Origin of the sequence: Amycolatopsis sp. NBC_00345 (genome assembly GCF_036116635.1) — a bacterium.
Classification (GTDB): Bacteria; Actinomycetota; Actinomycetes; order Mycobacteriales; family Pseudonocardiaceae; genus Amycolatopsis.
The window spans coordinates 8,521,702-8,544,441 of the sequence record NZ_CP107995.1 but is presented as its reverse complement, the minus strand read 5'-3'; the positions used below and the strand labels follow the sequence as shown (position 1 = coordinate 8,544,441).

General features: G+C 71.8%; 21 protein-coding genes and 2 pseudogenes. 11 read left to right on the top strand and 12 right to left on the bottom strand.

Going from position 1 to position 22,740, the window contains the following annotated elements:
• Positions 1 to 63: 63 nt before the first annotated feature.
• Complete coding sequence (locus tag OG943_RS38685) at positions 64 to 537, top strand: hypothetical protein (RefSeq protein WP_328605867.1); 474 nt, start codon at positions 64 to 66, stop codon at positions 535 to 537.
• 316 nt (positions 538 to 853) lie between these two features.
• Here the strand turns inward: OG943_RS38685 and OG943_RS38680 are convergent, their stop codons facing one another.
• The gene (locus OG943_RS38680) at positions 854 to 1,783 is read right to left on the bottom strand and encodes a patatin-like phospholipase family protein (RefSeq protein ID WP_328605866.1); all 930 of its coding nucleotides are present in this window, start codon (positions 1,781 to 1,783) and stop codon (positions 854 to 856) included.
• Between the two features lie 113 nt (positions 1,784 to 1,896).
• Here OG943_RS38680 and OG943_RS38675 point away from each other — a divergent pair, with 113 nt between their 5' ends.
• From OG943_RS38675 to OG943_RS38660, 4 genes are all read left to right on the top strand, one after another.
• Positions 1,897 to 2,502 carry a PadR family transcriptional regulator gene (locus OG943_RS38675; protein WP_328605865.1) on the top strand — a complete coding sequence of 202 codons (606 nt, stop codon included), beginning with the start codon at positions 1,897 to 1,899 and terminating at the stop codon, positions 2,500 to 2,502.
• A complete protein-coding gene (locus OG943_RS38670) occupies positions 2,499 to 4,505 on the top strand; it encodes an NADPH-dependent 2,4-dienoyl-CoA reductase (protein ID WP_328605864.1) in 2,007 nt (668 codons plus the stop codon). Before OG943_RS38675 ends, OG943_RS38670 begins: the two co-directional genes overlap by 4 nt.
• A gap of 22 nt (positions 4,506 to 4,527) precedes the next feature.
• Positions 4,528 to 5,505 carry a prephenate dehydrogenase gene (locus OG943_RS38665; protein WP_328605863.1) on the top strand — a complete coding sequence of 326 codons (978 nt, stop codon included), beginning with the start codon at positions 4,528 to 4,530 and terminating at the stop codon, positions 5,503 to 5,505.
• A gap of 81 nt (positions 5,506 to 5,586) precedes the next feature.
• Positions 5,587 to 5,820 (top strand): antitoxin, encoded by a 234-nt coding sequence (locus OG943_RS38660; protein WP_328605862.1) that lies wholly within the window; start codon positions 5,587 to 5,589, stop codon positions 5,818 to 5,820.
• Between the two features lie 307 nt (positions 5,821 to 6,127).
• Here the strand turns inward: OG943_RS38660 and OG943_RS38655 are convergent.
• Positions 6,128 to 6,397, bottom strand: a pseudogene (locus OG943_RS38655) (phosphotransferase); the annotation flags it as partial.
• Between the two features lie 78 nt (positions 6,398 to 6,475).
• Positions 6,476 to 8,437, bottom strand: a complete 1,962-nt coding sequence (locus tag OG943_RS38650) for an FUSC family protein (protein ID WP_328605861.1) — start codon at positions 8,435 to 8,437, stop codon at positions 6,476 to 6,478.
• A 71-nt stretch (positions 8,438 to 8,508) separates the two neighbouring features.
• Between OG943_RS38650 and OG943_RS38645 the strand changes: the two genes are divergently transcribed.
• On the top strand, positions 8,509 to 8,961 hold the full coding sequence (locus tag OG943_RS38645; RefSeq protein WP_328605860.1) for an SRPBCC family protein: 453 nt from the start codon (positions 8,509 to 8,511) through the stop codon (positions 8,959 to 8,961).
• A gap of 81 nt (positions 8,962 to 9,042) precedes the next feature.
• Positions 9,043 to 9,804, top strand: a complete 762-nt coding sequence (locus OG943_RS38640; protein ID WP_328605859.1) for a polysaccharide deacetylase family protein — start codon at positions 9,043 to 9,045, stop codon at positions 9,802 to 9,804.
• Positions 9,805 to 10,024: 220 nt separating this feature from the next.
• Here OG943_RS38640 and OG943_RS38635 read toward each other — a convergent pair whose 3' ends face one another.
• The 6 genes from OG943_RS38635 to OG943_RS38610 form a co-directional block, all read right to left on the bottom strand.
• Complete coding sequence (locus tag OG943_RS38635; RefSeq protein WP_328605858.1) at positions 10,025 to 12,619, bottom strand: CHAT domain-containing protein; 2,595 nt, start codon at positions 12,617 to 12,619, stop codon at positions 10,025 to 10,027.
• A 60-nt stretch (positions 12,620 to 12,679) separates the two neighbouring features.
• Complete coding sequence (locus tag OG943_RS38630; protein ID WP_328605857.1) at positions 12,680 to 13,165, bottom strand: carboxypeptidase regulatory-like domain-containing protein; 486 nt, start codon at positions 13,163 to 13,165, stop codon at positions 12,680 to 12,682.
• The gene (locus tag OG943_RS38625; protein WP_328605856.1) at positions 13,162 to 13,767 is read right to left on the bottom strand and encodes an RNA polymerase sigma factor; all 606 of its coding nucleotides are present in this window, start codon (positions 13,765 to 13,767) and stop codon (positions 13,162 to 13,164) included. Before OG943_RS38625 ends, OG943_RS38630 begins: the two co-directional genes overlap by 4 nt.
• Positions 13,768 to 14,059: 292 nt before the next feature.
• A complete protein-coding gene (locus tag OG943_RS38620; protein WP_328605855.1) occupies positions 14,060 to 14,206 on the bottom strand; it encodes a hypothetical protein in 147 nt (48 codons plus the stop codon).
• A 121-nt stretch (positions 14,207 to 14,327) separates the two neighbouring features.
• Positions 14,328 to 14,894: an SGNH/GDSL hydrolase family protein gene (locus OG943_RS38615; protein ID WP_328605854.1), complete on the bottom strand. Its 567-nt coding sequence runs from the start codon at positions 14,892 to 14,894 to the stop codon at positions 14,328 to 14,330.
• 1,066 nt (positions 14,895 to 15,960) lie between these two features.
• A complete protein-coding gene (locus OG943_RS38610) occupies positions 15,961 to 16,446 on the bottom strand; it encodes a GbsR/MarR family transcriptional regulator (RefSeq protein WP_328605853.1) in 486 nt (161 codons plus the stop codon).
• Positions 16,447 to 16,539: 93 nt separating this feature from the next.
• Between OG943_RS38610 and OG943_RS38605 the strand changes: the two genes are divergently transcribed.
• Both OG943_RS38605 and OG943_RS38600 read left to right on the top strand, forming a co-directional pair.
• Positions 16,540 to 17,442 carry an ABC transporter ATP-binding protein gene (locus tag OG943_RS38605; RefSeq protein ID WP_328605852.1) on the top strand — a complete coding sequence of 301 codons (903 nt, stop codon included), beginning with the start codon at positions 16,540 to 16,542 and terminating at the stop codon, positions 17,440 to 17,442.
• Complete coding sequence (locus OG943_RS38600; protein WP_328605851.1) at positions 17,439 to 19,076, top strand: ABC transporter permease; 1,638 nt, start codon at positions 17,439 to 17,441, stop codon at positions 19,074 to 19,076. Before OG943_RS38605 ends, OG943_RS38600 begins: the two co-directional genes overlap by 4 nt.
• Before the next feature lie 63 nt (positions 19,077 to 19,139).
• Here OG943_RS38600 and OG943_RS38595 read toward each other — a convergent pair whose 3' ends face one another.
• Complete coding sequence (locus tag OG943_RS38595; protein WP_328605850.1) at positions 19,140 to 19,499, bottom strand: hypothetical protein; 360 nt, start codon at positions 19,497 to 19,499, stop codon at positions 19,140 to 19,142.
• Between the two features lie 141 nt (positions 19,500 to 19,640).
• On the opposite strand from OG943_RS38595, the gene OG943_RS38590 reads away from it, so the two are divergent.
• Positions 19,641 to 20,882: an MFS transporter gene (locus OG943_RS38590; protein ID WP_328605849.1), complete on the top strand. Its 1,242-nt coding sequence runs from the start codon at positions 19,641 to 19,643 to the stop codon at positions 20,880 to 20,882.
• Here OG943_RS38590 and OG943_RS38585 read toward each other — a convergent pair.
• Complete coding sequence (locus OG943_RS38585) at positions 20,879 to 21,424, bottom strand: TetR/AcrR family transcriptional regulator (RefSeq protein WP_328605848.1); 546 nt, start codon at positions 21,422 to 21,424, stop codon at positions 20,879 to 20,881. The genes OG943_RS38590 and OG943_RS38585 overlap by 4 nt on opposite strands.
• Before the next feature lie 104 nt (positions 21,425 to 21,528).
• Here OG943_RS38585 and OG943_RS38580 point away from each other — a divergent pair, with 104 nt between their 5' ends.
• Positions 21,529 to 22,341 (top strand): nuclear transport factor 2 family protein, encoded by an 813-nt coding sequence (locus OG943_RS38580; RefSeq protein WP_328605847.1) that lies wholly within the window; start codon positions 21,529 to 21,531, stop codon positions 22,339 to 22,341.
• Here OG943_RS38580 and OG943_RS48545 read toward each other — a convergent pair.
• Positions 22,298 to 22,707 (bottom strand): annotated as a pseudogene (locus tag OG943_RS48545) (DUF6924 domain-containing protein). The gene OG943_RS38580 and the pseudogene OG943_RS48545 sit on opposite strands and share 44 nt — an antisense overlap.
• Positions 22,708 to 22,740 lie beyond the last annotated feature (33 nt).

Here is a 22,740-nt window from a genome sequence, read left to right as displayed (position 1 = left end):
CGCGCGCCGCCCCGCGAGCTGGCACTTTGGTGTCCGAAACCGGATCGCGGGAGGGGCACGCGGGTGAACAACTCCGTCAACATCGTCATCGGGCTCGTCGTACTGGCTTGGCTGCTGTCGCGGCAGGTGCAGAAGCGGCTGGTGCGCGAGGACCGCAAGCCGACCGTGGTGCTGATCCTCGGGGTGCTCGGGGTGGTCTCGCTGGCGGCGTTCTTCAAGGGCGGCAGCCCTTCGGGCACGGCGATCGCCCTGCTGGCCGGAAGTCTCCTGGTCGCCGTGCTCTTCGGCGTCGTGCGGGCCTACACGGTGCGGCTCTGGCGCGCCGACGGCCAGCTCTGGCGCCAGGGCACGTGGCTGACCGTCGTGCTGTGGATCGCCGCCATCGCCATCCACCTCGGCCTCGACTTCGTGATCGACGCCAACAGCCCGGTCAAGGGCCTGGGCAACGCGTCGATCCTGCTGTACCTCGCCGTCACCCTCGGCGCGCAGCGGCTGGTGGTGCAGCAGCGCGCGAACCGCCAGCCGCAAACCGTGTGACGCCTCCGCGCACCCTATGGTCTATTTACTCCGCTTGTAGTGGTTTGAAATCAGACCACTACAAGCGGAGTAAATAACGCATAGGGCAACGACAGGGCTAGTTGGGTTTGGGCGCGGCAGGACGGGAAGGCGCCGTCGCCCAGGACGGCTGCGGGCGCCAGAGCCGCGAGTACTGGAGCGTGCCCGGTGTACGGCGAGCACGCCGCCTTGTGAGCCGCGCCAAGCACGAGAGCGCGCCCTGGGCACGCAAAATCCCGCGGCCGCACGAAGCGCACCGAGCGCACCGGCGCGCGTACAAGACCCGCCCGAGACGCCGCTAAGAAGCCTTACGCAGCAACTCAAGCGCCGCGTACACAGCTTCGTGACCCAGCTCGACCGCGCGGCGCAGCACGGCGGGATCGCGCTCCAGGGCGCCGACGTCCGGGGAGCCCGCCGGGGGGCGGACGCTCACCAGGCGCGGGTCCTCGCGGAGCAAACGCTCGTCTTCGAGATCGCGTTCGTACTGCTCGTGCCACGCGGTGATCGTGCCGGGCGCCTGGCGGCGCAGGAACCGGGGCACGACAACGTCCTGCACGCGCGGGGGCGGCACCGGGACCTCGTCCTCGCGGCGGGTCCGCAGCACCAGCACGTCGGTCGCGCCCTGGGCCAGCGCGGTCCGGAACGGCAGCGGCTCCGCGACGCCCGCGTCGACGAACCGGCGCCCGCCCATCGCGATCGGCGGGCCGGCCAGCACGGGCATGCAGGAGGAGGCGGCGAGCGCCGTCTTGATCCCATCGACGTCGTCGATGAACGGGTACAGGTCGGTGGACTCGCCGGTGTCCGCGTCGGTGGCCAGCGGGTGGAACGTGACGGGGTTGGCGAGGATCGCCGGGAAGTCCATCGGCTCCAGCACCGAGTAGACCTGGTGCACGAGGTACTCCAGGTCGATCACCGCGCGCCCGCGCAGGGTGTGCAGCGGGTTGATGATCCGCCGCATGACCGTCGGGTTCCACCAGGTCCGCACGCCCGTCTGGGACCGGCCGCAGAGCAGCCAGGCGCCGTTGAGCGCGCCGGCCGAGGAGCCGTAGACGGCGTCGAACGCGGGGGTCGCGCCCAGTTCGTCGAGCGCCAGCACCATGCCGCTGGAGTAGGTGCCGCGGCTGCTGCCGCCCTCGATCGCGAGCACGAGGCGGCGCGAATCCGTCCGCTGTCCCGGAACACTGCCCGTCGCAAGCCGTTCGGTGATCAGTTCGAGTACCGGGTGCACGTTCCCATCCTGGTCGTTTCGCGCGATTCGTCGACCCGTTTTGCCCCACCCGGCCGGGTGACGTGGGTTGCACTCGGTTGCACTGCAACTAGTTGCATATCATCCTGGACGGCATGGCACTGGAGCACGCGATCCTCGTCTCGCTGTCCGAACGCTCGGGCTCGGGTTACGAGCTGGCGCGCCGCTTCGAGAAGTCCATCGGCCTGTTCTGGAGCGCCACCCACCAGCAGATCTACCGCGTGCTGAAGCGGATGGAGGAGGCCGGCTGGGTGGCCGTGGACGTCGTCGCGCAGGAAGGCCGACCGGACAAGAAGGTCTACACCGTCGGCGCGGCCGGGCGGGCCGAGCTGCGGCGCTGGCTGGCCGAGCCCGACCCGTCTTCGGGGCCGCAAGAGCTGGCCGTGAAGATCCGCGGCGCGTCCTTCGGCGACGCGCACGCCGTCGCCGCCGAGATCACCCGTCACCGCGACGTGCACGCCGAACGCCTCGACGTCTACCGCCAGATCGAGAAGCGCGACTTTCCCGCGCCCGCCGGTCTGCGCGGGCAGCCGCTGCACCAGTACCTCGTGCTGCGCGGCGGCATCCGCGTGGAAGAGGGCCAGGTGGAGTGGTTCGAGGAGATCCTGACCGCGTTGAACGACGCTGCGTCCCCTCACAGCGCGTCCCACCACACCGCGTCCCACCACACCGCGTCTCATCAAGACAAGGACCGCTCATGACGCCGTACCCGCACCTGCTCGCCCCGCTCGACCTGGGCTTCACGACGCTGCGCAACCGCGTGCTCATGGGCTCGATGCACACCGGGCTGGAGGACCGCGCGAAGCATTTCCCCGAGCTGGCGGAGTACTACGCGGAACGTGCGCGCGGCGGCGTCGGGCTGATCGTCACCGGCGGGTTCGCGCCGAACCGGACGGGCTGGCTGCTGCCGTTCGCCTCGAAGCTGTCGACGCCGGCGGAGGCCCGGCAGCACCGGCAGCTGACCGCGCCCGTGCACGAGGCCGGGGGCAAGATCGCGCTGCAGATCCTGCACGCGGGCCGGTACTCGTACAACCCGCTGAGCGTTTCGGCGTCGAGCATCAAGGCGCCGATCAACCCGTTCCGGCCGCGTTCGCTGACCGGTTACGGCGTGCACCGCCAGATCCGCGCCTTCGCGGACAGTGCCGCGCTCGCGCGTGAAGCCGGGTACGACGGCGTCGAGATCATGGGCAGCGAGGGCTACCTGATCAACCAGTTCCTGGCCGAGCGGACCAACAAACGCACCGACGGCTGGGGCGGCACGCCGGAGAAGCGGCGGCGGTTCGCGGTCGAGGTCGTGCGGCGGACGCGCGAGGCGGTGGGCCCCGACTTCATCATCATCTACCGGCTGTCCATGCTCGACCTGGTGCCGGGCGGCCAGAGCTGGGACGACGTGGTCGCGCTGGCGAAGGACGTCGAGGCCGCGGGCGCCACGATCATCAACACCGGCATCGGCTGGCACGAGGCGCGGGTGCCGACGATCGTCACGTCGGTGCCACGCGCGGCGTTCACCTGGGTGACCGGGAAGCTGAAGCCGCACGTGTCGATCCCGGTCGTCACCTCGAACCGGATCAACATGCCGCAGGTCGCCGAGGAGGCGCTGGCCGGTGGTGACGCCGACCTGGTGTCGATGGCCCGGCCGTTCCTCGCCGACCCCGAGTGGATCCGCAAGGCCGAGACCGGGCGCGAGGACGAGATCAACACCTGCATCGCGTGCAACCAGGCCTGCCTGGACCACGCGTTCGGCCGCAAGCCGGTGTCCTGCATGGTCAACCCGCGCGCGGGCCACGAGACCACGTTGACGCTGGCGCCGGCGCGGCGGGCCAAGCACGTCGCGGTGGTCGGCGCCGGACCGGCCGGGCTCGCGGCGGCGACGGCGCTGGGCGAGCGGGGCCACAGCGTCGAGCTGTTCGAGGCCGACAACCAGGTCGGCGGCCAGTTCGGCATCGCGCGGCTGATCCCGGGCAAGGAGGAGTTCGCCGAGACCATCCGCTACTACACGCGGCGGCTGGAGGTCACCGGTGTGAAGGTGCACCTCGGCACGCGGGTGACCGCGGCGGACCTGACCGGGTTCGACGAGGTCGTGCTCGCCACGGGCGTCACGCCGCGGGTGCCGTCGCTGCCGGGCATCGATCACCCGAAAGTGCTGTCCTATGTGGACGTCGTCCGGCACGGCAGGCCCGTCGGCGAGCGGGTCGCGGTGATCGGCGCGGGCGGGATCGGGGTGGACGTGAGCGAGTTCCTCACGCACGCGTCGTCGCCCGCGCTCGACCGCGACGCGTGGATGGCCGAATGGGGCGTCACCGACCCGGAGCTGGCCGCGGGCGGGCTCGGTACGGCACGGCCCGAGCCGTCGCCACGGCAGGTCTACCTGCTGCAACGCAAGAAGGGGCCGATCGGCGCGAGCCTGGGCAAGACGTCCGGCTGGGTGCACCGGGCGGCGCTGAAGGCGAAGGGCGTCGAGCGGATTTCGGGTGTCGCCTACGAGCGGGTCGACGACGCCGGGCTGCACATCACCGTCGACGGGGCGCCGCGGCTGCTGGAGGTGGACACCGTGGTGGTCTGCGCCGGTCAGGAGCCCGTGCGGGACCTGGTGGCCGGGCTGGACGGCGTGCCCGTGCACCTGGTCGGCGGGGCCGACGTGGCGGTGGAGCTGGACGCGAAACGCGCCATCGACCAGGGGACACGGCTCGCGGCCACGCTGTGACCGGGTTGCGCGCACTGGCAGGATGACCCCCGTGCGAGACGTATGCGTGATCGGGCTCGGGCTCATCGGCGGGTCGCTCCTGCGGGCCTCGGCGGCGAGCGGCAGGACGACGTGGGGCGCGGCGGTGTCCGAAGGGGACGCCGACGCCGCGAGCCGCGCCGGCTACGACGTGACCACCGACGTGGAGGCCGCGCTGCACCGGGCCGCGGCGGCCGACGCGCTGGTCGTGCTGGCCGTGCCGCTGCCCGCGGTCGAGAACCTGCTGCGGCTGGTCGCGCAGCACGCGGCGCACTGCCTTCTGACCGACGTCGTCAGCGTGAAGGGCCCGATGCTGGACGCCGTGCGGCGGCGGGCGCCGTACACGCGTTACGTGGGCGGGCACCCGATGACCGGGACGGCCGAGTCGGGCTGGCTGGCCGGCGAAGAGTCGCTGTTCCAGGGCGCGGCGTGGGTGGTCGGCGTCGAGGAGGACACGGACCTCGAGGCGTGGGCGGAGGTCGCGCGGCTGGTGCTGGACGTCGGCGCGTTCGCCGTGCCGTTGCCCGCGGACTCGCACGACGAGACGATCGCCCGGATCTCGCACCTGCCGCACCTGTTCGCCGCGATCCTCGCGACGGTCGGCGCGCAGGGCGGCCCGCTGGCGATGTCGCTGGCCGCGGGCTCGTACCGCGACGGCACCCGCGTGGCGGGCTCGGCGCCCGACCTGGTCCGCGCCATGACGGAAGGCAACCGCGACGCCCTGCTCCCGGTCGTCGACGAGGCCCTCGGCCGCCTCGGCGCGGCGCGCGGCTCCCTCGCCTCGACCGGCGGCCTGGCCGCGACGATCAACGCGGGCCACGAGGGCGCCCTGGCCCTCTCGGCCGCCCGCGACGCCGCGCGCTCCGGCGTCCGCATCAGCCTGACCGCCCCGGACGCCCGCGACGGCCTCATCGCCCTCGGCGAGCGCGGCGGGCACATCACGGCCCTGGACGAGGACGTCGCCGTCGGCGAAGTCAACTGACCCACCCGTCGTCTCCGACTTGCCTGGCGACGGGCCTGTGTGACGATAAGGATCCTCTGGATCCGGATTGGGGAGCGAGCGATGGGCATCAACTTCGACGAGATCAAGAACAAGGCCCAGGACGCCCTGCGCGAGCACGGCGACAAGATCGAGGAGGGCCTCGACAAGGCCGCCGGCTTCGCGAAGTCCAAGGTCGACGGGCACGATTCCAAGATCGACGGCGGGGTCGAGAAGGCCAAGGGCTTCCTGGACAAGTTCAGCGGCAAGCCCGACGAGGGTGAGCAGCCGCCTGCCGCTCCGCCGCAGCAGCCGTAGTCCGCGCGAGACCAGCCGGGCGGGCCGGGATCGGGCCGAGCCCGGTCCGCCACAGCAGCCGTAGTCACGGTCCGGCGGACCACAACAGCTGCAGCCCGCGGTCTGAGGGCCGCACCAACTGCAGCCCGCGGCCCGGCGGCCGCACCAACTGCAGCCCGCGGCCCCAGGCCCGCGCCAACCGCAGTCGCGTTCCGGCCGCCGCACCGGCCAAAGGTCCGGCAGGGTGGGACGGGGCCAGGAAAACCCAGTCCCACCCGGCCAGAACCGCCGCCTGGTGCCACCGCCGACGGCCGGAACCCCGGAAGCCTCAGCCCTCGCCCAGCACCGCCCGGATCACGTGCCGCGCGTTGTCCGCCATCGCCGGGTTCGTCTTGCGGTAGTACGGCAGGGCGATCAGCGCCTGGGAGAGCGTCCGGGCCCGGCCGCGGTTCCAGGTCGCGTCGTCCACGCCGAGCGCCTCACGGAAGACCTTCCGCGCGTCGGCCGACAGCAGGTTCCAGGCCGGGAACAGATCGCAGGCCGGATCGCCCGTTCCCAGGCACCCGAAGTCGATCACGGCGGTCGGCCGACCGCCGTCGGCGTGCGGCTGCCCTGTGCTCATGGGGCGCCATCCGATCGTCGGACAGCGTCTGGCGTCAAACGCTTTCCGCGCGGCTCAGGTGCGCCGGTGGTACGGGAGGAATCGCCGCACCAGGCGGGACGGAGTGCGTTCCACCAGGTCCGGGCCGCGGACCGCGTCGAAGGTCGTGCTCAGCTGGTCGACGACGCCGGAAAGCTGGTCGCCGTCCGGCAGGGGGACCGACGCCGGCTCGCGTTGTTCGCGGACGGCCGCGCCCAGCTCGGCCAAGGCGGCCGTCAGCAGGGAGACGTCCTCGGGCGGCGGTGGGGGCACGTCGCGGCCCAGGGTTACCGCGACCTCCGTGACAGCGTCCGCCACGCGTTCCAGCCCCGCGATCACCGGCCACCACGCCACGGCCTGCCGTCCCGCCTGCGAGGGCTCCACGATCACCTGCTGGAACGCCGTCCGCAGGTCCGAAAGCGCGCGGTAGGCGGCGCGGCGGGCGCGCGAACGGGCCAGTCGCGCCTCCCCCGACGACGCGACCACCAGCGCGCAGCGGACGTAGGACGCGACCGTGTCGAAGCTGTCCGCGAGCCGTCCGCCGACCTGCGGCCGCCGTGAGCCCGGCCAGAGCAGGTAACCGATCACGAGCACGATCAGGCAGCCCGAGACCGTGTCGACCAGCCGCGCGAGCACCACCGTCCAGCTGCCGGTGTTCGCGAGGTCCATCTGCAGGATGATCAGCGGCGTCACGAAGGTGCCGAGCATGCCGTAGTTGCGCACCTTCCCCACCGCGGCGCCGCCCGCGAAGAGCGCGATCAGCACCACCAGCAGCCAGCCGCGCGCCCCCACCGCGAGCACCACCGCCCCGAGGCCGACGCCCGCCACCGTGCCCAGCCCGCGCAGTACCGCGCGGCCGAAGACCGAGCCGAAGTCCGGCTTCAGCACGACACCGACGGTCAGCGTGATCCAGTACGTCCGCTCGAACGGCACCAGCAGCGCCACCACTTCGGCCACCGCGACGCACACCGTCAGCCGCAGTGCGGCGACCCAGGTCAGCGGGCCGGACACCAGCGAGCCCGCCCACTCCCGCACCCGGCGGTACGGCGACACAGTCGCGCGGCGCTGCCGGTCGTCGCCCTTCTCGATCCGCGCGAGGCCCGCGTACAACGCCTTCAGCACCGGGTCGGCGCCCTCCTCCGGCGCGGGCGGCGGAGGAGGCAACGGCTGGGTCGCCAGCACCGACGCCGCGGCGCCGGTGAGGTACTCGATGACGTCGCCGGGCGGGCGGCGGCCCGCATTCACCAGCGCGACCGAGGCCTCCACGGCGGGGGTGGTGGCGGACAGCTGGTTCAGCAGCTGCCGGTACGCGGCGTCGCGGCCGGAGAGCCACGAGCGGGCCGTCAGCAGGCGGTCGTACGCCGTGTTCATGGCCGTCGTGAGCTGGTTGCGGGCGGCGCGCGAGGTCGGCTCGTCGGTGGCCGACAGCATGGCGGCGAGCTCGATGTACACGTGCGCGACGGCCGTGCGCTCGGAGCTGGTGGCGCGCACGGTCCACGTCACCAGCGCGACCAGCAGGCTCCACGCCGCGCCCGCGCAGAAGTAGCCGAACAGCACCTCCACCCGCAGGCCGGTCGCGTGCTGGGCGGTGCCGAGCACGCAGAACACGAACATCTGCAGCGCCGCCACCGACGCGTTGCTGCCGGCCGCGCTGATCAGCGCCGAGACGGCCGCGACCAGCACGACCGCCGGGATCGACCAGGCCGGTGAGCCGCCCGTCAGCAGGCCGACGAAGTACCCCGCGACGGCCGCGAGCGTCGCGCCGCCCAGCCGCCGGGCGCGGTAGCGGTAGGGGCCGGCGGCCTCGGACAGCACCGCCGGCAGGGCACCCGTCGAAATCAGCGCGCCGACGGCGATGTCCCCCGCCGCGTACGCGACAGCCAGCGGCGTCGCCAGTGCGATCACCGCGCGGGCCACCATGTTCCAGGGAATGGGCACCGGTTTCGGGCGCAGGAGCTGGACCAGCCAGTGGGGTGCGGCGAAGTCGGGGCGCGTCACGCACCCATCTTGACCTACGCTGATCGAAGGGCTTAATTATCTTTCCGTCAACAAGCCGCTGGAGGTCGTTGATGCCGGGTCGCCGCTATTCGTTCGAGGTCAACCGGGTGAGCAAAGCCACCCCGGCCGCGCTGTTCCGGCTGGAGAGCGACGGTTCACTGTGGTCGACCTGGGCCCGCCCGCTGATCGTCCAGTCCCGCTGGGCCAGTCGCGGCGCCGAGGACGCGGGCGGCGTCGGCGCGATCCGTGAACTCGGGCTGTGGCCGTTGCTGGTGCGCGAGGAGACGTTGGAGTACGAGCCCGACCGGCGGCACGTCTACACCCTGGCCGGCCCGGCGCCGTTCAAGGACTACCGCGCGGAGGTGCTCTTCACCCCGAACGCCGCGGGCGGCACGGACCTGCGCTGGACGGGCTCGTTCACCGAGTCGGTGCCCGGCGCCGGCCCGATCGCGCGCGCCGCGCTGAGCGGCTTGATCAGGATCCTCTCGGCACAACTGGTCAAAGCGGCCGAGAACGGGCGTTGACGCGAGTGCGCTGAACCACACCAAACAACCCCGATCCCAACCGGGCGTCCTCCGAACGTGTTCTACGGGAGGGAATCCGGAATGGTGCGGCGTTGTCTGGTTGTGGCGGTGGTGGGCCTTTTAGGACTGACGGCCTGTTCGTCACCCGCCGAGCAGGCGGGCCAGCCCAGTCAGCCGAATCCCGCGGCGGCCGCGGCCCCCACGCCGGCGCCCGGCGGGCCCTACCCGTTCGGCACCGTGCAGGCGAAAGCACCGGCTGTCAAGGACGGCAAGGTCGGCGTGGTCCGCCGCATCACCACGGACAAGCCGTACGTCTTCATCACCATGGACGACGGCGCGGTGAAGGACCCGTCCGCACTCGAGGAGATCCAGCACTCGGGCGGTCACCCGGTGCTGTTCCTGAACCAGCGTTACGTCAAGGGACACGAGGCGTACTTCAAGTCCATCTTGGACACCACCGGCGCGGTGCTCGGGGACCACACCGTCAACCACCCGAACCTCAAGGGCAAGCCGCTCGCCTTCCAGCAGAAGGAGATCTGCGACGACGCCGACGCCTTCAAGACCGGGCTCGGCGTCCGCCCCACGCTCTTCCGCCCGCCGTTCGGCAACTACGACCAGAACACCCTGCAAGCCGCGGCGAACTGCGGCATGCGCGTCGCGGTCCTCTGGTCCGCCTCGGTGAACGACGGCGTGGTCCAGTTCCAGGTCGGCGACAAGCTCCGCCCCGGCGACATCGTCCTGATGCACTTCCGCAAGACCTTCAAAGAGGACTACGAGGCTTTCCTCGCGCAGGCCAAAAAGGACGGCCTGACGCCGGTGCCGCTCGCGGACTTCCTCGGCTGAGGCTCCCCTCGACCAGCCGGACCGGCCGCGTTCATCGACGGGTTTACGGGCCGGGCCGGCCGGTGGTCGGCTCGGCCCACAACCCCCATCGATGACGTGGCCGGTCAGCGCGGGCTGGCGAGCGCAGTTCACCAGGCCGCGCTGGGCAGGCTCCCGGCCGACCAGCCCGCACGCCGGGTACCCCGTGCAGTCGATCAACCAGCGCGATCAACCCACGCGATCAACCCGCGCCGAGGCAGACGAAGGGCCGTCGGAGCGGGTCGATGGCGATGGCTTCGGCCAGTGCGAGCGCGGGGGGCGTGCCGGTGGAGAGGCGGCGGTGCAAGTCGGCCATCGTGTCCGCGGCCGCGCGGTCGCCGACCCGTGCGACGGCGCCGATCACCGTGCGCGAGCCGCCGGCCAGCAGCGTGCCCGCGAAGCCGAGGGCTTCCTCACCGGGGCGGATGTGGCTCATCGCGAGTTCGCAGGCGGCGAGCACCACACTTTCCGGCGGCCGGGCCAGCCGCGCCGTCTCGTGGGCGAACAGTGGACCGTCCACGAGTTCCAGCCGGGAGAACAGTGCGTTCGCGGGCTCGTGCGCGCCGTGCGCGACCAGGTGGGCCAACCGGGTGCCGTCGAGGGCGGCGAGCACGGCCTGGCTGGTGGCGTCGTCGCCGTCGACCAGCCGCGCGTCCGGGTACACCGAGCGCAGTTTGCTCACCTCGCCGACGGAACCCGGCACCCCTGGCCCGCCGGCCAGCAGCACCGGGCCCTCAGTGGTCCGGCGCTTCGCCGTGATCCACGCGGTCGCCGAGGGCGCGATCGACACCGCGCGCCCCCGCAGCGACGGCAGCGCGCCCCACGGCAGCGCGTACAACTGTCCAATGGGGACGATCACAAGCTCACGGTCGTCCAGCGTTTTGACCAGCGACGCGGAAATCAGCCGGTCCAGCTTGTCCGCGCGGACGCGCGCGGACGCGCCCACCGCCTCCGCCAGCGGCAGTGGCAGCAGGTCGGGTGCGAGGGCGTCGAGGTCCGCGTGCAGCTGGGTCGCCGTCTCGACGATGTCGGCGAGCGGGCCGAGCTTGAGCAGCCGGAACGTGCCGCGGTCGACGACCACCGAATACAGCTGGCTGTTGTAGGGCACGAGGCTGACGAGCACGCGCTCGCCGAGCTGCTCCACGACCTCGTCGGGCGTCGCGACCGGACGCGGGCGGCCCCACTGGCTCGTGTACCAGCCGAGCCGGCTCGCCTCCTGCTGAAGGTGGGTGTAGCGCTGCTCCAACGCCTTGACGGGCTCGCCCTCGAGCCGGGCGCGCTGGATCATGCGCTGGATGTGGCGCATCTCGGTGATGTTGCGCGCCAGCACCGGGTCTTCGATCACCGGCAGCGGCTCGTACCGGTACACCTGCGCGCGGGTTCGCTCCAGCCAGGCGAACATCCGGCGCGCGCCCGCCGCGTTGCGCCGCGCGCGCCGGAGCACCAGGCGCATCGCGAGCCGGCCCAGTTCCTCACCGTGCACGGCGGTGCCGCAGACCAGGTCGAGCCCGCCCATCCGGTCGCGGATCATGCCCAGCTCACGCAGGCCCGCGCGTGCCTGGGCCAACGCCGAGCGCGGCCGGTCCGTGGCCACGGCGAGCTCGGCGCGGCACAGCCGGAGCAGCATCCGGTGGTCGACCGGCGTTGTCGCGCGCGGCTTCGGCACGCGGGCGAGCACGGCGGTGGCCTCCTCGACTTCGTTGCGCCGCAACAGAAGCCGGACGGCCAGCAGGCGTGCGACGGCGGCCTCGTCGCGCAGACCGAGGCCGGCCAGCCGCTCCGCCAGCGACACCAGTTCCTTGGGCAGCCGCGGCGACGACTTCGCGCCGTCGCCGGAGAGGATCTTGTGGACGTCGGCGCGAAGCCGGGCGAGGCCCGCGATCTCGGCCCACGTCCGGTTGCCGCGGCGCAGGAAGCGCCGGCGGGCGTCCGAGGCGAACTTGCGGGCCAGCGCGAAGTCGCCTTCGAGCAGCGCGGCGGCCGCGCGGGCGACCTCGGCCTCGGCGATGTGCTGGCCGGACCCGTTGTCCCGCAACGCGGGCAACGCCTCGTCGAGGTGACGCGCCGCCTCCTCGCCGAGGCCCGCGGTGAGCAGCGCACGGGCCTGGTCGAGCCGGATCAGCGGCAGCGAGCCGGGCGATTCCGTGGTGAGGATGCGGGCGGCCTGCTCGTAACTGGACAGCGCCTGGGGAACGTCGCCGACGAGCTGCGCGTGGTCACCCAGGTTCTGCCGGGTCTTGCCCTCGAGCCGGGGGTGACCGTGGTCGACGGCCAGCGCGAGCGCGTGGTTCAGGTCGGCTTGCGCGGCGTCCGGGTTGTTCATCGCCATGTGCACCAGCGCCCGGTTGTTGAGCACCGAGACCAGGATGAACCCGTTGTCGTGGATTTCGGCCTCGATGCCCGGCAGCACGGTGTCATAGGCCGCCAGCGATTCCCGGAACCTGCCGGCGCGCATGAAGATGACGCCTCGCTGGATGATGACGATCAGCCGCAGCTCACCCCGGAGTCCGCCCTCGGGCAGCCGCAGCCGGGCCGTCTCGGCCGCCTGCAGGTGCGCCAGCCCGGCCTCGGTGGAGGTCACCTCCGCCTCGGCCGCGGCCAGGCTGATGAGCGCTCGGGTGTGCAGCACCAGCAGCTCGGGCCCCGGCTCGGCTGTCCGCGTGATCAGCGACAGCGACTGCCGGAGCAGCCGCACCGCGACCGCCGGACGCTGATCGGAAGCGGCCGCGCGCCCTCGCCTGACGAGATCGGTCGCCGCAGCGGTCACACGATCGAGAACGGGCAGCGGCGCGGACACGCGCTCTATGGGAGCACACCCCCGTCACACGCCATAACACCCGTCCGGGTTCTCCGGCTTCTAGAGCACAACCGTCGGAGTCACCACCGTCCGGCGGTGCGGGCCCGCACCGATATGAACCAGGATCTGGGTCGTGCCCTGCGGCACGCTCTCCAGCACGAACCGGCCGCCCTCGTCGGCGACGGTGGCGAACGTGCCCTGTTCGGCCACGCGCACCTCCACTTCGTACTCGCCGGCGGGCACCAGCCAGCCGTCGATCCGGTGCGTTTTGCCGATCTTGGTCAGGTTGATCATCACCGTCAGGTCGCTGACTGTGAAGGTGATCGTGCCCGTGGCCGTGCTGCGGACGCCGGCGAGCTCGTCGAGCCGTTCCCAGCGCGCGACCTCGACGTCGAGGTTCTCCAGTTCCAGCGCGAATTGGACCCGCTGCACCAGATCATCCGGTGGCGGGTCTATCTCGTCGAGGAAACGACCGATGTCCGCGAGCAGGATTTCATCGTCGTCCGGCATCGCTCTGCCTCCTCCCGGCGTGCCGATGTCGCTCATCGACCGCCCCCTTCTCCTGCGAGGAGATCGCGCATCGAGTCGAGGCAACGACCCCTGGTGGGTCCGACGCTGCCACGTGGCATGCGCATGGCTTCGGCGACCGCGCGGTACTCGGCGCGCCCGGCCAGCACGGTCAGCCGGAGCAACTCCTGACAGCGGGTGGGCAGCCTGAGGAAGGCGCGCCAGACACGACGGTCTCGGTCGGCGCGGATCGCTTCCTCCTCGGGTGCGGGTTGGGTGCTCGGCAGGTTCTCGGCGAACTCGTCGCTCAGCGGCACCGGCTGGATCCGGCGGCCGAACGGGTGGGTCGCCTCGCGGCGGGTGGTGGTGATCAGCCACGCGGCCAGCGCGCGCGGGTCCCGCAGCTTGTCCAGCTGGCTGAACAGCGCGAGCCACACGGTCTGCACGACGTCTTCGGCGACCTGGCGGTCGAGGCCGTTCGCACGCGCGACGTGCCAGACGAGCGGCGTCAGCTCGTCGACGAGTTTCGCCATCGCCTGCCGGTCACCGGCTCGGGCCGCCTCCATGCAGGCAGCGTGCAGCTCGGCGCCGGTCAGGCCTTCCCATGGCGGGTCTACCTCGGTGGTTTGCACGTCGGTCACCGTATCTGTCTCGCTGCGGAAGTCTCTTGACGTCATCGGCGGTGTCGTGGGTCCTTCAGGGGGAAGGAGCGTGCAGAGTGCGCTGGGATACATCTGGTCGCTTACTTGTTCGATCAATTCGGCTGTTTTCACCGGCCGGCGCGGGTGACCCCGCGCCGGCCGATATCCCCTCCCACTACTTCGGGCCTGCCCCCGCAGGCCCCGCCGGATGGGTTCCTCCCCCGAGTCCCACCCGGCAGACGGCGTCCGGCAGCCCCCTCGGCTCCCGGACACCGCCCGTCTCCCCCCAGAGCTAACCGACCTTCGCGGGCTCGTCCATCGGCTCGTGGTTGCCGTCCGGGTCGAGGCCCTTCCGCTCGGGCAGGTGCGGCGCCGCCTCGGTGGTCACCGGCGGAACAGTGGCGATCGGTTTGATCTCTTCGTTCGTTTCGGTAGGCATCGTGCTCTCCCCTTTTTCCTCGGCTGCTCCATAAGACGCATCCAGGGTGCACCCAGATACACGGAGAGGAGCCTTTTTCCCGAAACTTTTCGAAATCGCTGGTCAGATGGGTGGCGCGTTACTACGGATGCCGACGATCTGTGACGGTCAGTAAACTCTCCGCGACGTCCGCGAGCGCCTCGGCCCAGTCCCGGTAGCCCACCGGCCCGAGATGGAACCGGTCGTCGGCGAAGGTCCCCTCGTGCAGCAGCGCCGGGTCCATCTCGGCGTAGCCGACCCATGGCAGCTTCGCCAGCTCGGCCGCCGCGCGGTCCAGCTCGCCCGACCGCGCGGCGAGCACGTCTCGCAACGGCCGTGGCAACGCGGGGAACCGCGCCATCGGCGGCACCCCGGCCACGAGGACGGGCACCGGCCCGATCCGCCGGCGCGCCTCGACGACGACGTCCAGGAGGTCTCGCCGGAACCGGGCGGCGGAGTGCAGCTCGATGGTGTCGTTGACGCCGAGGACGACCACGAGGAGGTCGGCGGGTTTCAGCCGGGGGACGAGGTCCTGGCGGACTACTCGCGCGTTCGCGCCCGTGCGCCCGAGCGCCTGCCACTGCACCCGACGGCCCAGCCGCCCGGCCAGCTGCCGGGCGAGCTGCCCGGTGAGTGCCTCTTCGTGGGTCGCCGCGCCGACCCCGTCCACCGTGGACTCGCCCAGGACGGCGAGCCGAAGGACCGCGCCACCACCGACGACGCCCTCGACGACGCCCTCGACGGACCGGCGGCGCCGGGCAGCCTCGGCGTGCTGCGCCGGACCCGCACCGCCTGCACCACCAGCAGTGGCGCGGCCAGGAGAAACGGAAGGAGTGCCATGTCGTCGACCCTAACCGCGGGGCCGGTCACTTCCGGCCGCTCGATCGGAGTTGTCCACAGGGGTGGTCCGATGTGGATAAACGGCCTCGCGGGGACCGTTTCCGTGCCGCCGCCGGCCGCGGGTGAGGGAGACTTCTGGGTGGGTGCACGGGCCGGGGTGGAAACGGTTCGGACGGTGTGGGCACGGGCAACGCTGGACGGGAGACGGGAGACGGGAGACGGGAGACGGGAGACGGGAGCGGGTAGGCGCGGCCGGACAGACGCGAATGGGCAGGCGACCGGACAAGCGACCGGACAAGCGACGGGGCCGGGCGAGGCGAGGCGAATGATCGGACCGCGGCCGAGCAGGCTGCAGGGCTGATAGTCGGGCAGCAGGTGGCCGGGCCAGCGGCGGCCGGTGAACATTGCCGAGCGCCAGCAGCGATGGGCGAACGTCGGCGGGACCCGGCAGCACCGGGTGAGAGTCGCAGGGTCCCGCGGGCACCGGGCGAGGGGCGAGGGGCGCCGAACTCGGATCGCCGGGCAAGGGTCACCGCACCGCACCGCACCGCACCGCACCGCACCGCACCGCACCGCACCGCACCGCACCGCACCGCACCGGGGTGAGGGTCGCCGCCCGTGGCGCCGGGCGCTAGTCACCGAACCTCGTGGCGACTAGCGAACGTCGGCGGAACCAGACGAAAGGACCAGGCGAAAGCGAAAGCGCCGGGCAAAGGCAGCACACGAGGGCAGCACGCGAAGACGAAGGCGCCAGGGCAGGGGCCGGGGCCGGGGCCGGGGCCGGGGCCAAGCGAACCCGGCCGGCGCCCGACGGAAGGCACCGGATCCCGCAGCGCCTCGTGAAGGTCGTCCAGCCCAGGCGCCAATCCAACGCACGAAGACGAAGGCGCCGGGCCCTACTTCCCCTTCTGCCGCTCCGCGTGCCACCGGTCGTACAAACCGGTGATCTCCTTGAGGGCAAACGACAAGAAGTCCTGCATCTCAGCCAAACGCTTGCCCGCAGGGGTATCCGCGCCGAGGGCGCCGATGCCCTCCTCCGCGGCGTCGCGCCACATGAGCAGGAAGCGGTCGCGCTTGAGGAAGGTGGCGTACCAGAGGTCGTCGTACAGGCGGTAGTGGTCGCGGCGTTCGCCTGGTTCGCGGACCTTCGTGACCAGGCCGACCTGTTCCAGGTAGCGGACCGCGCCGGAGACGGCCGCCGGGCTGACCGACAGTTGTGCGGCCAGGTCGGACGCGGTCAGCTGGCCCTCGTCGGTCGTCATCAGGGCCGCGAACACGCGCGCGGCCATGCGCTGCATGCCGATCTGCGACAGGACCAGGCCCAGGCTCTCGACATACCGACGGACGGCGTCCTCGTCGCGTTTCGTCTCAGGCGTCGTCATTCGACCATCCTCTCGTATCGCCCCAGCAAGATCAGTCTATCCAGACATTTTCTTAACTTCACAACTTCATGAAATCAGTGTAGCTTCCGAGGCATGGGAAACGCCATCTCCATCTCCGGCCTTCGCAAGTCGTTCGGCCGGACGCAGGCCCTCGATGGCCTCGATCTCCAGGTTCCCGTGGGGGAAGTACACGGTTTCCTCGGCCCGAACGGCGCCGGGAAGTCCACCACCGTCCGCGTCCTGCTCGGGCTGCTGCACGCCGACGCCGGCGAGGTCCGGCTGCTCGACGGCGACCCGTGGCAGGACGCCGCGAGCCTGCACCGCCGGCTGGCCTACGTGCCCGGCGACGTCAGCCTCTGGCCCAACCTCTCCGGCGGCGAGGTGATCGACCTGCTCGGCCGCCTGCGCGGCGGGCTCGACCAGCGCCGCCGCAAGGATCTCATCGACCGGTTCGACCTCGACCCGCGCAAGAAGGGCCGCGCCTACTCGAAGGGCAACCGGCAGAAGGTCGCCATCGTCGCCGCGCTGGCGTCCAATGTGGACCTTCTGCTGCTCGACGAGCCGACGTCCGGCCTCGACCCGCTGATGGAGGCCACCTTCCAGGAGGCCATCCAGGAAGAGCGCGCCCAGGGCCGCACCGTGCTGCTCTCCAGCCACATCCTCGCCGAGGTGGAAGCCTTGTGCGACAAGGTGAGCATCATCCGCAACGGCCGCACGGTCGAGTCCGGGACGCTCGCCGAGCTGCGCCACCTCACCCGCACGTCCATCACCGCGGAGCTGGCCGGGCCGCCGAACGGGCTGGCGAAGCTGGCCGACGTGCACGACCTCAAGGTCGACGGCAACCGCGTCCGCTTCGACGTCGAAACGCGCTCGCTGGACGACGCGTTGCGCCAGCTCACTCAGGTCGGCGTGCGCAGTCTGGTGAGCCAGCCGCCGACGCTCGAGGAGCTTTTTCTCCGCCACTACACCGAAGAGACCGTCGAGGCGGGGAAGTGACCGCCACCCTCAGCCGCCCGGCGCCGGTCGCCGCGCGCGCCCACTCGCTGGTGGGCACCTGGCACCTGACCCGCCTCGCGCTGCGCCGCGACCGCGTGATCCTGCCGATCTGGATCGTCCTGCTCAGCATCGTGCCGGCGAGCACCGTCGGCACCTATGCCCAGTTCTACCCGACGGCCGCGAGCCGGGCCGCGCTCGCCGCCGGCGCCGCCGCGAACCCGTCGTTCGGACTGCTCTACGGCCCGGCGTTCGACCTCAACACCGCGGGCGGGTTCATCGCCTGGCGGATGGGCGGGATCCTCGCGCTGATCATCGGGCTGATGGTGGTGTTCACGGTCACCCGGCACACCCGCGCGGAGGAGGACTCCGGCCGCGCCGAGCTGCTGGCGTCCACTGTGGTCGGTCGGTACGCGGCGCTGACCTCGGCGGTCGTCGTCTCGGCCGGGGCGAGCCTGGTGATCGGCGTGATCCAGGTGGTCACGCTGATCGGGGCGAAGCTGCCGGCGGCGGGCGCGCTGGCGTTCGGCGCGGGCATCGCGCTGTCGGGCCTGGTCTTCACGGCCGTCGCCGCCGTCGCCGTGCAGCTGGCGGAATACTCGCGCACCGCAAACGGCATCGGGACGGCCGTGGTCGGCGTCGCCTTCCTGCTGCGCGGCGCGGGTGACTCGACCTCGGACGCGCACTGGCTCTCCTGGCTCTCGCCGCTCGGCTGGTCGCAGCAGCTGCGGCCGTTCGCGGGCGAACGCTGGTGGGTGCTCGTGCTGCCGGTCGCGGCGACGCTCGTGGTCGGCGCCGTGGGGTACGCGCTGCTGCCGCGCCGAGACTTCGGCGTCGGCCTGATCCCGCCGCGCCCTGGCCCGGCCGAAGCCGCGCCGTCGCTGCGCTCGCCGTTCGCGCTGGCCTGGCGGCTGCAGCGCGGCCCGCTGCTCGGCTGGGTGATCGGGCTCGCCGTCGGCGGCGCGGTCTTCGGCTCGATCGCCAGCGGCATCACCGGGCTGGTCGGCCAGACCGAGCAGACGAAGGAGATCTTCGAGCGCCTCGGCGGCACCGACGCGATCGTCGACGCCTTCCTCAGCACGATGGTCGGGCTGTTCGCGATGCTGGCGTCGCTCTACGGCGTCCAGGCGACGCTGCGGATGCGCACCGAGGAGACGGCCGTCCGGCTGGAGCCGCTGCTCGCGACGCGGGTCGGCCGGCTGCGCTGGGCCGCGAGCCACCTGGTGTTCGCCTTCCTCGGCACCGCGCTGCTGGTGCTGGTCGGCGGCGTCGTGCTCGGCCTGGCGAACGGCCTGCGCTCCGGCGACGTCGGCGGCTCGGTCGGCGACATGCTGCTGGCGGTCCTCGTGCAGGTGCCCGCCGCGTGGGTGGTGATCGGGCTGGCGACGCTGATCTTCGGGCTGTTCCCGAAGTTCACCGGCGCGTCGTGGGCAGTGGGCGCGCTGGCGCTGCTGATCAGCCTGTTCGGGCCGGTGGTGAACGCGCCGCAGGCGGTGCTGGACGTCTCGCCGTTCCAGCACCCGCCGAAGCTGCCGGGCCAGGAGTTCACGGCGACGCCGCTGGTCTGGCTGCTGGTGGTCGCCGCCGCGGCGCTCGCCGCGGGCCTGGCCGGCTGGCGCCGCCGCGACGTCGGCTGAGCCCCCGCCGCCCGAAACAGGACTCGGCCGGTCACCACAACTGCGGTGACCGGCCGAGTCGCGTCACCACCGCGAAGAGATCCCACCCGGCATAAACGCCGAAGACGGGCCGAGTGAGGTGGGCGGGCCGGAGACCGGGATCGGCGGCGGCTGGGTGACCGAGACCGTTGACGTCGTTGTGCTCGGCGGGTCCGGCGGGAGCTGCGTGGTGACGGTGACCGGCGGCGGCGCGGCGCCCGTGACGGTGACCGTGACGGGTTGGGCGGGCGGCGAAGTGGACGGAAGAGACGGCGTGCTGTCCGAAGACTCGGACGGATGTGGGCTGTTGCCCGCGACGAGCAACGCGGCGACCAGCAGGCCCATCGCGAACCCGGCCAGCCCGGTCACTACCACCGAACCCCAGGTCGGGACCGTATTCGACACGCGGCACCTCCCTCGCCGTGACGAAGCACAGGTACGAGGACTAGTCGCGTTGATCTTATGCTCCGTTACCGACCGTGCAAGTTGAGTTCAACCTACGCAAGTTTCTTGCCCAACAGCTAGCAGCTCTGCCAAGGTGCGGAAGTGGCTGAACCTGGGGTGGCCGCCAAGGGCGGCGTGTTGCGGATTCCCGACTTCCGGCGGCTCTGGCTCGCCGACGCGCTGAGCCAGGTCGGCAGCCGGATCGACTTCCTCGCGATCCCGCTGCTCGCGGCGACGACGCTGTCCGCGTCCGTGCTGGAGGTGTCGCTGCTGCGCACGTTGGCGACGCTGCCGTACCTGCTGCTGGGTTTGCAGGTCGGCGCGTGGTGCGACCGGATGCGGCACCGGCCGGTGCTGATCGCCGCCGACCTCGGCCGCGCCGCGCTGTTCGGCTCGATCCCGGTCGCCGCGTTGTGCGGGGTGCTGACGCTCGGGCAGCTGTTCACCGTGGTCCTGCTGGCCGGTGCGCTGAGCGTGTTCTTCGACGTCGCGCACCAGACGTACGTGCCCCACCTGGTCGAGCCCGACCGGCTCCCGGAAGCCAACGCGCGCCTGCAGACGAACATGTCCGTCGCCGCCGTCACGGGGCCCGGCGTCGGCGGCGTCGTGGTGCAGGTCGCCGGCAGCGCGGGCGCGATGGCCGTCGATGCCCTGTCCTACCTGTGGTCCGCGCTGTGGCTACGCCGGATCCAGACCCCCGACGTGCACCCGGAACCGGCCGAACGCCACCTGCGCCGTGAGATCGCCGAAGGCCTGAAAGCCGTGGCGGGCAACCGGATCCTGCTCGCGATCACGGTCCACGGCGCCGTCTCCAGCACGTTCCAGTCCATGCAGATGGCGATCACGGTGGTGTTCCTCAACCGCGAGATCGGCCTTTCGCCGGGGATGATCGGCCTGCTCAGCAGCGCCATGCTCACCGGCGCGATCCTCGCCGGCTTCACCGCGCGCGGGCTCGGCGACCGGTTCGGCGGCGCGCGGGTCCTGTGCGCGGCCGCGGTGCTCTACGGCGGTTCGCTCCCGCTCGTCGGCCTGACCGGGCCGGGCTGGGGGCTGCTCTGGTACTTCGCCGGGGGATTCGGCTCCGGCTTCGGGATCATCACGATGAACGTGTTCTGCGTGAGCTTCCGCCAGGCCGTCACCCCGCGGCGGCTGCTCGGCCGGGTCAGCTCGGTCTCGCAGACGCTGATCTTCGGCGCCGCGCCGGTCGGCAGCCTGCTCGGCGGGCTGGTCGCCGAGGCCGCGGGCATGCGCACGGCGCTGTTCGTGGCGGGCGCCGGAACGCTGGCCGCGTCGGCGATCCTGCTGGTCTCACCGCTGCGCAAGCACCGCGACCTGCCGGTCTAGACGCAGCGCAGCCCGTCCACCAGCACCCGCACCAGGTGCCGGCTGTCCGGCGAGTAGCGCTCGACCGCCAGCGCGCCCACGATCAGTGCCCGCAGGTCCTCGCCGTCGATGTCCTTGCGGACGGCGCCGACGGCCTGGGCCCGCTCCAGCAGCGCGGCCAGGTTCGTGCGGAACTCGGAGCCCGCCTCGGCCTTGTACGCCGACCCGCCGGTCTCGCCGAGCGCTTCGCAGATCGCGCGGTTGAGCGAGGCCTGCTTGATCACGCGGGTGAAGTAGTCGAAAAACGCCTCGCCCGGGTTTTCGGCGTCCGCGAGTTCGCGCGCCTCGACGGCGAACTGCTCCAGCCGTTCCAGCACAACGGCCTGGAACAGCGCTTCCTTGCTGGGGAAATGCCGGTAGACGGTGCCCGCGCCGACACCCGCGAGGCGCGCGATGTCGTCGAGCGGGACGGCCAGCCCGTCGGCCGCGAAGGCCTCCTCGGCGGCGGCCAGCACCCGGGCCCGGTTCCGGCGCGCGTCGGCGCGCAGCACTGGCTTGGTCACGGGTGTCCTCCTCGATCTTGTTGACAAGCGGAACGCTCACTCCGTATCGTCGGAAGCGGGTGCACCGTTCCGATTCAACCCCATTCTTCCCTGGAGAAGTCCTGATGACCCGGACCGTGTCCGAAATCTCGCAGCTCGTCGCCCAAGGCATGCAGTCCTTCGACGTCACGCCGATGGCCGACGTCTTCGCCGCCGATGCCGTCTACGAACTCCCCTTCCTGGGCCACCGCGTCGAAGGCCGCGCCGCGATCCTCGCCGCGCTGGCCGCCGGCGGCGAGCGCGCCCGTGCCCTCGGCCTGGAGAAGGTACAGGTCACCACGTGGGAGAGCGCCGACGGCTTCGTCGTCGAACTCGTGGCGGAGGGCCACAACCCGCACACCGGCGAGGACTACCGCTTCCCGTCGTCGGTCGGGCTGCTGACCGTCCGGGACGGCGAGGTCACCGTCTACCGTGACTTCCCCAACACCGACGCCGCGAAGACCATGATCGGCGCGAAGACCGTCTTCCAGCGCTTCCTCGACGCCTCCGTGGAGAACCGCTGGGACGACCTCGCCGACCTCTACGCCGAGGACGTGGTGATCGAGATGCCGTTCACGCCCGCGGGCGTGCCGCGGCTGACCCAGGGCCGCGAGGAGCTGCGCGAGCGCTTCCGCGCGGCCGCGCAGGTGCGGCGGATGACCAAGGCCGGGAACGTCGTGGTGCACGAAACCGCCGACCCCGAGGTGCTGGTGACCGAGTTCGACCTGCACGGCGAGTTCGACGGCGAGCCGTTCACCTCGACCTACGCCATGGTCCTGACCGTCCGCGACGGCAAGATCGTCCACTCTCGCGACTACTCCGACACCGCGGCGGCGGCCGAGCGGATCGCGCGGTTCACGGCGTCGCGGGCCGCGGCGTCGGAGGGCCGGGATCGCTGACTGGGCAACGACTTTCGGCGCCGCGGCTATGCGGTCTGGCTATGCGGTCTGGCAGGTCCTCGGCACGGCCGTAGAGCAGGTGGTCCCGGCGCACGCCGTCCTCGTCGACGCCGTCGGCGAAATCCTCCCAGTCCATGTTGGCGATCGAGAGGTTGTTTTCGATCTCCTGGACGGTGTCGGGCTCCGAGCCGAGGTCCACGATCAGGACCGGGTGCTCGGGGAGCGGATCGTCGTCTCGTCGACGACCAGGAGCAACGCGTGCTCACCGCGCTCCGGCAGGCGCTCCAGCAGGTCGGCCGCGGTCAGGCCGGCGAACGCCTGGTCGTCGACGTAGGTCACGTCGGCTTCGAACTCGTCCGGCGTCACCCAGCTGATCCCGGCCTTCACCTGCTCCCAGGC

What these genes read in the sequence shown, in the direction of transcription:
- OG943_RS38675 (WP_328605865.1), top strand. Translation starts at nt 1,897, where the DNA reads ATGGCACTGGAGCACGCGATCCTCGTCTCGCTGTCCGAACGCTCGGGC.
- OG943_RS38670 (WP_328605864.1), top strand. Translation starts at nt 2,499, where the DNA reads ATGACGCCGTACCCGCACCTGCTCGCCCCGCTCGACCTGGGCTTCACG.
- OG943_RS38665 (WP_328605863.1), top strand. Translation starts at nt 4,528, where the DNA reads ATGACCCCCGTGCGAGACGTATGCGTGATCGGGCTCGGGCTCATCGGC.
- OG943_RS38660 (WP_328605862.1), top strand. Translation starts at nt 5,587, where the DNA reads ATGGGCATCAACTTCGACGAGATCAAGAACAAGGCCCAGGACGCCCTG.
- OG943_RS38645 (WP_328605860.1), top strand. Translation starts at nt 8,509, where the DNA reads ATGCCGGGTCGCCGCTATTCGTTCGAGGTCAACCGGGTGAGCAAAGCC.
- OG943_RS38640 (WP_328605859.1), top strand. Translation starts at nt 9,043, where the DNA reads ATGGTGCGGCGTTGTCTGGTTGTGGCGGTGGTGGGCCTTTTAGGACTG.
- OG943_RS38630 (WP_328605857.1), bottom strand. Translation starts at nt 13,165, where the DNA reads ATGAGCGACATCGGCACGCCGGGAGGAGGCAGAGCGATGCCGGACGAC.
- OG943_RS38620 (WP_328605855.1), bottom strand. Translation starts at nt 14,206, where the DNA reads ATGCCTACCGAAACGAACGAAGAGATCAAACCGATCGCCACTGTTCCG.
- OG943_RS38610 (WP_328605853.1), bottom strand. Translation starts at nt 16,446, where the DNA reads ATGACGACGCCTGAGACGAAACGCGACGAGGACGCCGTCCGTCGGTAT.
- OG943_RS38605 (WP_328605852.1), top strand. Translation starts at nt 16,540, where the DNA reads ATGGGAAACGCCATCTCCATCTCCGGCCTTCGCAAGTCGTTCGGCCGG.
- OG943_RS38580 (WP_328605847.1), top strand. Translation starts at nt 21,529, where the DNA reads ATGACCCGGACCGTGTCCGAAATCTCGCAGCTCGTCGCCCAAGGCATG.